Annotated in this window: 14 protein-coding genes; 7 read left to right on the top strand and 7 right to left on the bottom strand. The window is 71.2% G+C overall.

Going from position 1 to position 11,548, the window contains the following annotated elements; translation table 11 throughout:
- Positions 1-48: 48 nt before the first annotated feature.
- Positions 49-666, top strand: a complete 618-nt coding sequence (locus NE235_RS02590; protein ID WP_252799034.1) for a hypothetical protein — start codon at positions 49-51, stop codon at positions 664-666.
- 125 nt (positions 667-791) lie between these two features.
- Positions 792-2,591, top strand: coding sequence for a WD40 repeat domain-containing protein (locus NE235_RS02585; RefSeq protein ID WP_252799033.1), 1,800 nt, complete (start codon positions 792-794; stop codon positions 2,589-2,591).
- Here the strand turns inward: NE235_RS02585 and NE235_RS02580 are convergent.
- Positions 2,588-3,052 (bottom strand): MarR family winged helix-turn-helix transcriptional regulator, encoded by a 465-nt coding sequence (locus NE235_RS02580; RefSeq protein WP_252799032.1) that lies wholly within the window; start codon positions 3,050-3,052, stop codon positions 2,588-2,590. The two genes, NE235_RS02585 and NE235_RS02580, sit on opposite strands and share 4 nt — an antisense overlap.
- A 127-nt stretch (positions 3,053-3,179) precedes the next feature.
- Here NE235_RS02580 and NE235_RS02575 point away from each other — a divergent pair, with 127 nt between their 5' ends.
- Both NE235_RS02575 and NE235_RS02570 read left to right on the top strand, forming a co-directional pair.
- Entirely contained in the window at positions 3,180-3,917 is a 738-nt protein-coding gene (locus NE235_RS02575) for an SDR family oxidoreductase (RefSeq protein WP_252799031.1), read from the top strand.
- A gap of 80 nt (positions 3,918-3,997) precedes the next feature.
- A complete protein-coding gene (locus NE235_RS02570; RefSeq protein WP_252799030.1) occupies positions 3,998-4,387 on the top strand; it encodes a VOC family protein in 390 nt (129 codons plus the stop codon).
- Positions 4,388-4,418: 31 nt separating this feature from the next.
- On the opposite strand, the gene NE235_RS02565 is transcribed toward NE235_RS02570, so the two are convergent.
- Positions 4,419-5,141: an alpha/beta fold hydrolase gene (locus NE235_RS02565; RefSeq protein ID WP_252799029.1), complete on the bottom strand. Its 723-nt coding sequence runs from the start codon at positions 5,139-5,141 to the stop codon at positions 4,419-4,421.
- 144 nt (positions 5,142-5,285) lie between these two features.
- On the opposite strand from NE235_RS02565, the gene NE235_RS02560 reads away from it, so the two are divergent.
- The gene (locus NE235_RS02560) at positions 5,286-6,227 is read left to right on the top strand and encodes a helix-turn-helix domain-containing protein (protein ID WP_252799028.1); all 942 of its coding nucleotides are present in this window, start codon (positions 5,286-5,288) and stop codon (positions 6,225-6,227) included.
- Here NE235_RS02560 and NE235_RS02555 read toward each other — a convergent pair.
- Entirely contained in the window at positions 6,173-6,601 is a 429-nt protein-coding gene (locus tag NE235_RS02555) for a hypothetical protein (protein ID WP_252799027.1), read from the bottom strand. The two genes, NE235_RS02560 and NE235_RS02555, sit on opposite strands and share 55 nt — an antisense overlap.
- A gap of 98 nt (positions 6,602-6,699) precedes the next feature.
- The gene (rox, locus tag NE235_RS02550; RefSeq protein ID WP_252799026.1) at positions 6,700-8,130 is read right to left on the bottom strand and encodes a rifampin monooxygenase; all 1,431 of its coding nucleotides are present in this window, start codon (positions 8,128-8,130) and stop codon (positions 6,700-6,702) included.
- A 216-nt stretch (positions 8,131-8,346) separates the two neighbouring features.
- Between rox and NE235_RS02545 the strand changes: the two genes are divergently transcribed.
- Positions 8,347-8,508, top strand: coding sequence for a hypothetical protein (locus NE235_RS02545; RefSeq protein WP_252799025.1), 162 nt, complete (start codon positions 8,347-8,349; stop codon positions 8,506-8,508).
- Positions 8,509-8,544: 36 nt separating this feature from the next.
- Positions 8,545-8,967, top strand: coding sequence for a phosphatase PAP2 family protein (locus tag NE235_RS02540; protein WP_252799024.1), 423 nt, complete (start codon positions 8,545-8,547; stop codon positions 8,965-8,967).
- A gap of 10 nt (positions 8,968-8,977) precedes the next feature.
- Here NE235_RS02540 and NE235_RS02535 read toward each other — a convergent pair whose 3' ends face one another.
- From NE235_RS02535 to NE235_RS38040, 3 genes are all read right to left on the bottom strand, one after another.
- A complete protein-coding gene (locus NE235_RS02535) occupies positions 8,978-9,451 on the bottom strand; it encodes a hypothetical protein (protein WP_252799023.1) in 474 nt (157 codons plus the stop codon).
- A gap of 117 nt (positions 9,452-9,568) precedes the next feature.
- Positions 9,569-10,048, bottom strand: coding sequence for an ATP-binding protein (locus NE235_RS02530; protein WP_252799022.1), 480 nt, complete (start codon positions 10,046-10,048; stop codon positions 9,569-9,571).
- A 190-nt stretch (positions 10,049-10,238) separates the two neighbouring features.
- Complete coding sequence (locus NE235_RS38040) at positions 10,239-11,480, bottom strand: PP2C family protein-serine/threonine phosphatase (protein WP_252799021.1); 1,242 nt, start codon at positions 11,478-11,480, stop codon at positions 10,239-10,241.
- Positions 11,481-11,548 lie beyond the last annotated feature (68 nt).

The raw sequence follows: 11,548 nt of genomic DNA, 5'->3' as shown, positions 1-11,548 counted from the left end.
TCGGGCGAAGCGCCTTTCCGTCGGCTGGTGCCTCTAAGCTCCCGACTCATGTCCATTCGCTTCGATCAGACCGGCTGGGAGCAGTTGCAGCCCGGCGCGTACCGCAACTCCGACGGCGACATCGCCGAGTTGCACGTCTTCGACATTCCTCCCAACCTGGCGGCACCGTTGGAGGACCTGGACGCGCTCCGGCGCGACACGGTGGCGCGCACGGCCGCCTCCGGCGGAGGCCTGATCGAGCTCGACCCGGTCACCCTGCACGGCCTCCCCGCCTTCCAGCAGATCGTCAAGCTGCCGCTGCCCGACCGGCCCGGGGTCGCGTACATCCCGTCCTTCACCCTGCCACGGGCCGACCGCAGCCTGGTCTTCAAGTTCCTGTGCGTCGAGCAGGGCGTGACCGGGATGCGGGACACGGTGGCGCTCGACCGCTTCATGGCGGAGCACGGCAAGGGCCGTCCCCCTGAGGAGATGATGCGCTACTGGGCCCAGCACCCGTACGCGCCCGAGGTGCAGGGCGGTCTCCCGCGCAACTGGTCCGAGGATCCGTGGTGGGACCAGCACTTCCCCGACCATCCGCTGTCCCGCGCCCGCCGGCTCCTCCACGGCCTGGCGCCGACGATCGAGGTTCACCCGGCGTTCCACTCGGCACCGCCCTGGCGCGGCTAGACGGAGGCATACGTGGAGGGGCGCGACCGCCCTCGCGGGGGCGGATCGCGTCCCGTGGGCGAGATCTCACCGAGAGAGACCGCGATCGTGTGATCTTCACCGGGGAGCGTTCCTAGGATCTCCGCATGACGGAGATCATCGACTACGGGCGGTTCGCGGAACGGCTCGCCCGGCGGCAGTCGCGCTGGGAGTTGCTGGACGAGGTGCAGCGCGAGTGGGGATATGAGGACCCCGGCGGCGAACCCCTCGTCACGCGGGAGGGCGAGGCGCCCGGGTACGAGCCCGACGAGTCCGATCCCATCCCGGCGGCGCTCCTGGAATGGTGGGACTCTCCCGTCAACTCCTTCGCCTTCCGGCCGCGGCTGTACTGGACGCACTCCCAGTGGCCGCCCTCCTCGTCCGACACGGTCGAGGATCCGCCGGACGACCGGATTCGGGTCATCATGGCCGAGTACGAGTACGTCAACGAGTGGGGTTACCTCGCCTCCGAGGCGCACCTTCCCGACCCGAAGGTCATGGTCAACACCCACGACGGCTGGGTGATGCAGAGCCGGTCCATCTCCGAGTTCTTCCTGCACCTGGCGCTGGAACGGCTCCCCGCGCACTTCGGCTGGACTCTGCCGGTCTCCCGCGCCGCCGTGGACGGTGACCCCGCGATCGTCCAGCGGCTGCAGGCGGCGTACCGGGAGCTGGGCCTGCCGCCCTGGCAGGAGATGGACGCCGACGCCCTGTCGTACGGGGCTCCGGACGCGCTCATCCGCCATGGCCGGGGCCCGGGCGCCGGCCACCCGATCGTGATCCACGGCCGGACCCGTGCGGCCGTCGTCCAGGTCGCGGAGACCTTGGGTCTCACCTGGACGGACGAGGACCTCAAGGCTCCGAGCGAGGTGCCGTCTCCCGTCGAGGACCTTCCCGCCGCGTCCTTCACCGAAGGCGGCACCGACGACCGGTTCCGCTGGACGGTCATCTCGACGGGGGGCACGCCGCCGGTTCCGTCCGTCCCCGGCGTTCCCGGGCTCCGCGAGCTGCCGGGCCGTACGGCGATGGCCGCCGACCAGGACGGGACGACGGTCGTCGCGGGAGACTCCACCGGCCGTGTCCACGTCTGGGCGGCCGACGGATCGCGGATCGCGGACCGGGCCCTGCATCGCGCGCCGGTCACGGCCGTCGCCTGCCACCGGCCCGACGGCGGCGGCCCCGTGGTCGTGAGCGGCGACTCTCATGGGGTGCTCCGGTACTGGGCGGCCGACCGGGCGCCGGCGCGGACGGCGTTCGACCGGCGGAGGGCGCCGGTGGCCGCTCTCACGTCCGCGCGCCTGGAGACCGGCCCGGCACTGGTCGCCGGCTGGGCGGACGGGCTGGCGCGGGTCTGGGACCTGCGCTCCATGGATGTCGCGGACCTGCCGATCGGGACCGGTGTCGAGGCCCTCACCCTGACCTCCGACGGTGTGCTGCAGGTGACCACCGGGCAGGGCACCGCGGCGCTCCGGCTCGACCGGGACCGGCTGTGGCCGACCCGCGGGTTGCGGCTGCGCCTCGGCGAGATCGACTGGGGTTCCCTCTGGGGGAACCGCGGCCCCGCCTACGAGGTCCCCGGTCTGATCGCCGAGGTGGCCTCCGATGACGAGGACACGGCGCAGGCCGCGGTCAAGAGGCTCTACGGGCTCCTGGTCTCCAAGCACACGCCGGTCAGCGCGGCCGCCGCCGCAGTGCCGTTCCTGGTCGAGCGGATGCTCATCCCCACGAACCGGGCGCGCAACACCCTGCTGCTCCTCATCGCGGACATCGCCGACGGCCCCGGTGAGGAGCGCGAGGCGGTCATCGCCGCGGTCCCCTCCCTGCTCCACCTGCGGGATGACGAGCATCCGTCCATCCGCTGGGCGGCGGGGGAACTCGTCCGCATCTGCGGCGTCCCGACCGCCTAGTCGGATCGGGTGCCCCGGTTCTCTGTGCCGCTGCGCCGGGCTATGAGTTCGTCCTCGATACGCCGGAGTGTGGCGTTGACGATCTCGATGGTGGCGGGGTCGTCGATGATGCCCTGGAGGGTCTGATCCCAGTTGTCGCGGAGGTACTGGAGATTCTGGTGGGCCTTCTCCGTGGGGTACAGACGCACGCCTCTGGGGTTGCGGTCGTCCACGATGCGATCCACAAGACCTCTTTTCTCCAAGCCACGAAGCACCCGGCTGAAGTTGCTCGACGGGAGCAGGGTCGCCTCCGACGCGGCCCGCGCCGAGGTGCCGGGGTTGCGGTTGATGAACCGCATGACGCTGATCTCGATCGGCGTGCACGGCTCGAAAGCGGGGTCGGCCGGGGGTCGCAACTGCCGCCCCACGGCGAAGATCAGGTCGGCCAGCTCGTGGAGGCCGGCGGCTTTGACATCGCTCATGCCGCGAGGATACCTTCCTATCGCATGATAGCTATCATCCGATAGCATCGAACACGCCACTCGGCTCCTGAAGGCCACGGCACTGCTCGCGGGTAATCACCCCCGATTCACGGAAGAAGGAACCTCCATGGACATCAACGGAGCCGTAGTGCTCGTGACCGGAGCGTCGTCGGGCATCGGAGCGGCCACGGCACGAGCCGCCTCCCGAGCCGGCGCGCGAGTCGTGCTCATCGCTCGCCGTGAGGAGCGCATTCGGCAACTCGCCAAGGAACTCGGCGAGTCCGTGGCCCTGGCCGTGCCGTGCGACGTCACGGACCGGACCCAGGTTGAGGCGGCTGTAGGAGCCGCGATCGAGGAGTTCGGGCGGATCGACATCCTGGTGAACAGCGCAGGGCAAGGACTCCAGGCCACCGTCGACGCCATCGACCCCGACGACTTCCGGGCCGTCCTCGAACTCAACCTCGTCGCACCCCTGGTCATGACGCAGGCAGTCCTCCCGCACATGCGGAAGCAGGCGACCGGGGCCATCGTGAACGTGGGCTCCGGCATCATCTGGTCGACGCTGCCCGGGTCCGGTGCGTACTCCGCTTCCAAGGCCGCTCTCCAGAAGCTCTCGGCCATCGCCCGCGCCGAGCTCGCCGACGAAGGCATCGCCGTGTCGATGATGTTCCCATCGATCACCGAGACCGAGTTCGTCGGAACGGTCCGCGGAAACGTCGAAGACGCGCTTCAGATGGAAGCCTCCAGCGGGCTGGTGCCCCAGTCGCCCGAGCGGGTCGCCGACACGATCCTCGACCTGATCAGGAGCGGCGCCGAGCAGGCCGACCTCCTCCCGGAGGAGTTCGGCGGCACGCTCAAGAGCTGATGCGCCGGGAGCCGGCATGTTCCAACGCACACCATGAGGCCCGGCCAGGACGCTGCGCATCCCCCGCTGAAGGAGCCGAGATGGCAAACGAGCTGAACCACTTCATCGTCCACTGCCGTAACCGGCGAGAGTCCGCTGCGTTCCTGGCCGACCTGATGGCCGCCCCCACCCCCATCGACTACGGCCGCTTCACCCAGGTGAACACATCGAACAACGTCGGCATCGACTTCGCCGACGATCTGGTCCCCCCTGGCCGCGTCAACGAAAGCCACGTCGCCTTCCTCGTGACCGACGACGAGTTCGACATGATCCTGGCGCGTCTGAAGAAGGACTCCGTCCCCTTCTGGCCGAACCCAGGCAAGTCCCGTGAAGGCGAGATCAACCACCTGTTCGGTGGTCGTGGACTCTACACACTCGACCCCGGCGGCACAGTCCTGGCCGAGTTCATCACCACGCCCTACAGCTACTAGCCGGGCCGGTGCGGTCGGCGCGGGACGAGCGTCACCCGAGTTCGAGCAGGAGCGACGCGAGCTCGGCCGGCATGGTGACCATGCAGTCGTGGCCGGTCGGCAGTTCCCAGACCTGTGCCGGGGATCCGTTGGGCTGTACGGCGGGGACGGGTCGCCGTTCATAGCCTTCCGGCACGTCGGCGACGCAGTGGATGTGCGTCCGCGGGATCAGGTTCACGGCCGGATTGTCCAGCCGGACCGGTTGCCGGAGGCAGCGCACCGACTGGTCCGACAGCATCGTGCGCAGCCAGGCGACATCCGCCGGGTCGGTGACGCCGAACAGGCCCGAGGACGGCGGCGGCTCGGGAGGCGGCACCCGCCAGCCACCGCCTGACCTCGCCGCGCGGTCGATCAGGACCTGCGTCACGGGCATGACGTCCGCGGCGCTCTCGCCGTCCTCCGGGACCATCGCGTCGAGGTAGACCAGGTGGGCGATCCGGTCCGGGACCTGGTTGGCCGCGGAGGAGATGACCAGCCCGGCGTAGCTGTGCCCGACGAGGATCACCTCGGTGAGCTCCTCCTCGGTGATCAGCCGGACGATGTCGTCGGCGTGCGTGTCGAGCCCTACCTCGGGGCCGAGCAGATGCGCCTTGTCTCCGTGGCCGGTCAGCGACGGGGTGAGCACCCGGTGTCCGGCCGGCGTCAGGAACGGGACCACCCGCTCCCAGCACCGTCCGCTGTGCCAGGCCCCGTGTACCAGAACGTACGTTGCCATGTCTCGCTCCTCGTCGTACTCGTCGGCGTCGATCGGTGGATCGCCGATCACGCTGCCGCCGAGGCTCCGGCCGAGCCAGGGCCCCCGCGCCCCTGGGGATGACAGGACCAGGCACGCACGGAGTACGCGAACTACGGTGGACGGATGACCGAGGCATCGAACCTGCTGGGCGACTACATTCGCGCCCGCCGCGAGCGTGTCACTCCCGAACAGGTCGGCATTCCCGTCTTCGGAGTACGGCGCGTGCCGGGCCTGCGCCGTGAGGAGGTCGCGATGCTCGCCGGCATCAGCGTCGACTACTACCTGCGACTGGAACAGGGCCGCGATCGCAACCCCTCCGCGCAGGTCCTGGAGTCCCTGGCCCGCGTGCTGCTGCTCAACGACGACGCGACGGCCTACCTGCTACGCCTCGGCGCGGGCGAACCCCGGAGGCGCCGGCGTCGCCCGCGCAAGGAGACCGTCGCCCCCGGCATCGCCAAGCTGGTGACGACACTCCCGCTGCCCGCCTTCGTCGAGAGCCGCTACCTCGACATCCTCGCCGCCAACGCCCTGGCGACGGCGCTGTCACCGCGCATCGCACCGGGGGCCAACCGCCTGCGGGACGTGTTCCTCGACCCGGCCGAGCAGGCCCTGCACCCGGACTGGGAGAAGGCGACCGCGGTCATGGTCGCCGGCTTCCGTAACTCCGTCGGCACCGACACGGACGATCTCCGGTTCATCGAACTCGTCGGCGAGCTCTCTCTCGCCAGTCCTCGTTTCAGCCGGCTCTGGGCCCGCCACGACGTACGCGTGTGCGAGGGCGCGCCCGTGCACATCGACCATCCTCAGGTCGGTGACCTCCGGCTGAACGTGGAGCGGCTGGGCGCCGGCGGCACGACGGGCCAGAAGCTCGTCATCTACCACCCGGACCCCGGCAGTGACAGCGCCGACAAGCTGGCGCTCCTCGCCTCCGCCGTGCGGACACCGGCCGCGCCTCGGCGCACGACCGAGGACGCGACCGATGCGGTCGTCGCCCACCCCGGGGTCGGTCTTCAGACGACCTTGGAGATCCGGCACTCGATACCGGCCGGGCCGAGCGGCGCCTGAGCCGGAGTGGTACCACCGAACTTCGTGGTGCCGCGGACCTCGAAAGTCCGCACCGCGAGCCGCTGCTTCGTCGCGGCGTCGAGCACCTCGACGGTCACCGTGAAGTGGGGCGCGTCCCCGCTGATGGTGCCGTCGATCGTGACCGTCCCGGAGTCTCCCGAGCTGTCCACCTGGCAACCGACCTTGGCGTTGTAGGTCCGGTGGCCGAGCTTCGGCCCGCCCTGCTCGCCCAGTCCGGGAGCGAACGGGCGCAGCACGACGAACAGCGCAATGGCGCCCACGATGACCAGGACGGCGATGAGTGCCTTTCTGCCCTTCCGCGGGCCGCCCATGCCGGGGCGGTCGTCGGCCAGCGTCCACTCATGCGTCGGCATGCAACCTCACTCGCCTCGTCCAGAACGGGCACATCCGCCCTGATCCGGACATGCAAGGCTGGAGTGTATAGGGGAAACACGCCCGAGAGTCGTGCCGTTCAGGCGGCGGGCGCGCCGAACCACCTCGCCATCGGGCCGAGCAGGTCCGCCTGGTCCTCGCCGGCCCAGGCCACGTGACCGTCGGGTCGCAGCAGTACGGCGGGCACGTCCAGTTCCTCGCTGCCGTCGACGACGTGATCGACCCGGTCGGCCCAGCCCGCGACCGAGAGCCGCCCGGTCTGGTCGAGCAGCAGCCCGCGGCCGCCGTGCATCAGCTCGTAGAGGCGGCCCCGCTTCAGGCCGAGGTCGCGCATCCGCCGGCCGAGCAGGTCGTGCCCGTCGCCGAGGTCGTACCGGACCCCGATGGCGGTGATCTTCTCGGTCAGGTACCGGTTCACCTCGTCGAAGTCCATCAGCTCCGTCATCAGCCGGCGCATCGCCTGGGCGCCCGGTTCGAGGGACATCAGCGCGGCCTGCGCGCGGGTGTTGTCCAGCACGTCGGCGGCCACCGGGTGCCGTTCGGCGTGGTAGCTGTCCAGCAGCCCCTCGGGCGCCCGGCCCTGGACCTCGGCGGCGAGCTTCCAGCCGAGGTTGAACGCGTCCTGGATGCCGAGGTTGAGCCCCTGCCCGCCCACGGGCGGGTGGACGTGCGCCGCGTCCCCGGCGAGCAGGACCCGCCCGACCCGGTAGCGTTCGGCCAGCCGGGTCGCGTCGCCGAACCGGGAGAGCCAGCGTGGTGAGTGCACGCCGAAGTCGGTGCCGGCGACCGCCCGCAGCCGCTGCCTGACCTCCTCGATGGTCGGCGGGACCGAGCGGTCCTCGGTCACCCCCGCGGCGGTCACGACGACGCGGAACGCCCCGTCGTCGCCGATGGGCCCGACGCCGAACCACTTGTTGGTCTCGCGGACCTTCGTGACGATCGCGGCGACCGTCGCCGGGTCCTCGGCCACCTCCATCTCGCCCAGCAGCGTCTGCATCCTGGTCGGCTCGCCGGGGAAGCCGACGCCGAGCAGTTTGCGCACCGTGCTGCGGCCGCCGTCGCAGCCGACGAGGTAGCGGGAGCGCAGCCGCGTGCCGTCCGCCAGCTCGGCGGTCACCGCCTGGTCGTCCTGGCTTAGCGCGACCACCTCACGGCCGCGCCGGATCTCGGCGCCGGCCTCGATGGCGTGCTCGGCCAGCAGACGCTCGGTGACGGGCTGCGGGATGCCGAGGACGTACGGGTGCGTGGAGTTCAGCCGGTCGGGCCACGGCTTGCTGATGGCGGCGAAGAAGCCGCCGACCTGGTATTGCTTACCGTGCGCGAGGAATCGCTCCAGCAGGCCTCGCTGGTCCATCACCTCGATGCTGCGCATGTGCAGCCCGAGCGCGCGGACGTACGGCGTCGGCTCCGCCTCCTTCTCCAGCACGAGCACGTGCACCCCGTGCAGGCGCAGCTCCCCGGCCAGCATCAGTCCGGTCGGCCCGCCGCCGACGATGATCACGTCGATCATGAGTACCCCCCGTTCGAGGAGGCTCGGCCCGCGGAATTCATATCCGCAGGTTCCGGCCCCGGCCGCCGATTCTGCGGTACGACCCGGGTCTTGCCGCAAGCCCCGGGGTGCGCTATAGATTGAAAATGGAGGGGAGTGCGAATCCCTCCTTTTTCGATGGCGGGCATCCCGCTCTTTCTCCCACCGGACTCGGCCGAACTCGGTTGAATGGTCCGCATGACCGTGACGACCACCGCCGGCCCGTCGGCGACCTCCACCGAACGCCGGGGGACGTGGATCGCCCGGGCCGTCACCGAGGTCTTCGCCCCCTGGGTCCTGATCATCGTGTTGTTCCTGGCGGTCGGCTGGCACTCGGCACACGTGCCGGGCCTGGCCTAGGGGCTGGCCGGCGCGGTCTGCGCGAGCCTGGCCCCGATGGCCGTGATCCTCACCGGCGTCATCCGGCGGCGGATCGGCGACCATCACCTGACCAGCCGCGAGCACCGTAAGGGACCGCTGCTCATCGCCCTGATCCTGGTCGCGGCGGGGATCGCCGGGCTGGTCGCCGCGGGCGCGCCCCGCGACGTCATCGCCGTCGAGGCGGCGATGCTGGCCGGCCTGCTGGTGATGATCCCGATCACGCGCTTCTGGAAGATCAGCTTCCACAGCGGTGTCGCCGCCGGGACGGTGGCGGTCCTGACCATCGTCCAGGGGCCGTGGTTCCTGCTCGGCCTGCCGGTCGTCGCGGTGATCGGCTGGTCGCGGGTCCGTCTCGCCCACCACACTCCCGCCCAGGTCATCGCGGGGGCGCCGGTGGGCGCGCTCGCCGTGGCCGCGACGTTCCTGCTCACGCGCTGAGACGGGCCGCTCAGCGCCGGCCGAGCGGACAGCGCGCCTCGATGTCGCGGTTGGGGCAGCAGATGACGGCGTAGTTCGCGACGTTGCCGCCGGTGAGCCACCAGGCCCAGACCACGTCGTTGCCGCGCCGGAGGGTGTCGAGGGCGATCGCGGCCATCGCCCGTACGGCCGGGGCGTGACGTCGCATTTCGGGGTGGGCGATCGACGGCTCGAGTTCGGCGTGCCGCCGTTCCAGCCAGGCGACGGCGTCGGCCGGGTCGTCCCAGGTGCCCTTGATGAATCGGGCGGGTTTGGCGAGCCAGGCGGAGGTCCGCTCGGGCGGGACGGGTGAGGTCTCGAACCCGGCCCCGCCCGGCGTCCGCGCGACGTCGTACGGCCGGACGGCCTCGCCGGGCCCCCGGTAGCCGTACGCGTGGAAGTGCACGGCGTCCCCTCTCGTGGGCGCGGCCCGGGGCGGGACCCGGGGCCGCCACCCGTCGCTCACGGCCGGTCCGTCTCGACGACGGCGACGAGCACGCATGCCTCGCCGTCCTCGCCCGTGTAGCCGCCGCACCGTGCCGCCTTGCGCCACGACACGCCACTGAGCTGGTATTCCATGGTTTCACCTCCCCTCGGCCGTCGCGGGGGACACCGGCTCCGGGCAGGGGCGGACGGCCGTCGCGGGCGGTTCCGCGGTGAAGACGGCGGTGACCGTACGGCCCTGGTCATCGCCGTGCCAGCCCCAGCCGTCGGCGAGGAACGCGATCGTGCGCAGGCCGCGCCCGCCTTCGGCGAGGTCGTCGGCGTCGGTGACCGCGGGTTCGGCCGGGCCGCCCTGGTCGGTCACGGAGATCTCCGTACGGCCGGCCGCGTGGTAGACGTCGACGGTGAACGAGCCGCCCTGCCCGGAGCGGGTGTGCCTTAAGGCGTTGGCGACGAGTTCGCCGACGGCCAGGATGATCTCGTCGAGCCGCGGCCGGCCGGGCAGCAGTGTGGCGACGAACGCCCGTACGGCGTGGGCCTGGTCGGGGGTGCCGGGGAACACCGCCCGCCAGTACATGGCGGGCGCGGCGGCGGCCGGGTCCGGTCGCGTGAGAAGCATGGTCACCTCGTGGGGGTGGAGGATCGGCGGCGTACCGCCGGAGTGCTTCTCAGCTCACACGAACCGCACGGCCCGTCACAGTGGGTAGGCGGACTCGGGTGGCCGGAACCGTGATTCGCACGCGCGGCCGTGGCACGCCGTCGTCCGGCATGCGCCGTGCCGGGGCGTCACCGCGGCGAACGTTCGCCGGTCAGAGGCGGACGACCACGAGGGCGACGTCGTCGGAGGCGCCGCGGCGGAGCCGGGCCAGGATGGCGTCGGCCAGGGCCTGCGGCGGCAGCGCGCGGTACTCGGAGACAGCGCCGGTGAGCCGGGCCAGGCCGGCGTCGATGTCCTCACCGCGGCGTTCGATGAGCCCGTCGGTGTAGAACACGAGGGTGTCCCCCGAGCGGTAGTGCAGGGTGGCCTGGGGCCGGGGAACGGGTTCGGGGCGGACGCCCAGCGGCGGGTCGGTCGCCTTGTCGAGCAGTTCGTGGCCACCGTCGGCGTGCGCGAGCACGGGCGGTGGATGACCGGCGCTGCTGTAGGCGATGAGGTGGCTGCGGGGGTGGATCACCGCCTTGACGGCGGTCGCGGCCAGCGCCCCGTCGACGGATCCGGCGTACTGGTCCAGTGACTGCAGTGCCTGCGCGGGGCTGTGGGTGTTCCGGACGGCGCCGCTGAGGACGAACCGCAGTGTCCCCATGACGGCGGCGGCCTCGAGCCCGTGGCCGACGACGTCACCGACGGCCATGGAGAAGACCCCGTCGCTCAGGTCCGCCACGTCGTACCAGTCGCCGCAGACGTGCAGCGACTCGGTCGCCGGCTCGTACCGCACCGCGATCTCCGGGTGCCGGGCCAGGTCCGGCGCCTGCAGCATGCGGGCCTGGATCGCGAGGGCGACCTCACGTTCCCGGGCGTAGGAGAGGCGGAGCTCGTCGTTCAGCCGCTGCAGCTCCCGCGCGCGGTAGAACAGCTCGGCCGCCATCGCCTGCTCCCGCCCGGTCAGGCTCTCGTTCGGCGGCCGGTCGCCGTAGCCGCTGAAGCCGACGAACGCGGTGACGTCCGCGAGCCGTACCAGCAGCCACGCGAGCGCGCCGTCCCGGCCGGTCACGGGCGTGACGGTCAGCGACCACCAGCGTTCTTCGAACGCCTCTGACCGCCCGGCTGCTCGAACGTCATAGCGGACGGGCGCGATCGTGTCGGGCTGCCGTGACAGCGCCGCCCAGCGCAGTGAGTCCTCCAGCCTGCGCCGCCCGGCGCCGTAGGAGTCCGCGGGGTTGGCCGGGAAGACGTCGAACACGCCGCTTCCGATCAGCTCCTCACGGGTCCTGCCCGTCACCGTGAGGTACGCGTGATTGACCTCCGTGATCACGAGGTCGGGGTCCAGCACCGCGTACGGGGTCGGAGCCGCCGCGAACAGCGCCCCATAGTCGATCTCCGAAGTGCTCACGGACGTCCCGCCCGTCCCCCGACAGACTGCACTTACGAGAAATGCTAATTCAGGCGAATCAGTAGTTC

It is taken from the genome of Actinoallomurus spadix, from assembly GCF_024055725.1.
In the GTDB taxonomy this organism is placed as follows: domain Bacteria; phylum Actinomycetota; class Actinomycetes; order Streptosporangiales; family Streptosporangiaceae; genus Actinoallomurus; species Actinoallomurus spadix.
Note: the sequence above shows the minus strand (reverse complement) of the source record. Positions and strands in the feature narration are given on the sequence as shown.

Excerpts from the sequence above, each read along its gene's own strand:
- NE235_RS02590 (WP_252799034.1), top strand. The coding sequence starts at position 49 with ATGTCCATTCGCTTCGATCAGACCGGCTGGGAGCAGTTGCAGCCCGGC.
- NE235_RS02585 (WP_252799033.1), top strand. The coding sequence starts at position 792 with ATGACGGAGATCATCGACTACGGGCGGTTCGCGGAACGGCTCGCCCGG.
- NE235_RS02580 (WP_252799032.1), bottom strand. The coding sequence starts at position 3,052 with ATGAGCGATGTCAAAGCCGCCGGCCTCCACGAGCTGGCCGACCTGATC.
- NE235_RS02575 (WP_252799031.1), top strand. The coding sequence starts at position 3,180 with ATGGACATCAACGGAGCCGTAGTGCTCGTGACCGGAGCGTCGTCGGGC.
- NE235_RS02570 (WP_252799030.1), top strand. The coding sequence starts at position 3,998 with ATGGCAAACGAGCTGAACCACTTCATCGTCCACTGCCGTAACCGGCGA.
- NE235_RS02565 (WP_252799029.1), bottom strand. The coding sequence starts at position 5,141 with ATGGCAACGTACGTTCTGGTACACGGGGCCTGGCACAGCGGACGGTGC.
- NE235_RS02560 (WP_252799028.1), top strand. The coding sequence starts at position 5,286 with ATGACCGAGGCATCGAACCTGCTGGGCGACTACATTCGCGCCCGCCGC.
- NE235_RS02555 (WP_252799027.1), bottom strand. The coding sequence starts at position 6,601 with ATGCCGACGCATGAGTGGACGCTGGCCGACGACCGCCCCGGCATGGGC.
- rox (WP_252799026.1), bottom strand. The coding sequence starts at position 8,130 with ATGATCGACGTGATCATCGTCGGCGGCGGGCCGACCGGACTGATGCTG.
- NE235_RS02545 (WP_252799025.1), top strand. The coding sequence starts at position 8,347 with ATGACCGTGACGACCACCGCCGGCCCGTCGGCGACCTCCACCGAACGC.
- NE235_RS02540 (WP_252799024.1), top strand. The coding sequence starts at position 8,545 with ATGGCCGTGATCCTCACCGGCGTCATCCGGCGGCGGATCGGCGACCAT.
- NE235_RS02530 (WP_252799022.1), bottom strand. The coding sequence starts at position 10,048 with ATGCTTCTCACGCGACCGGACCCGGCCGCCGCCGCGCCCGCCATGTAC.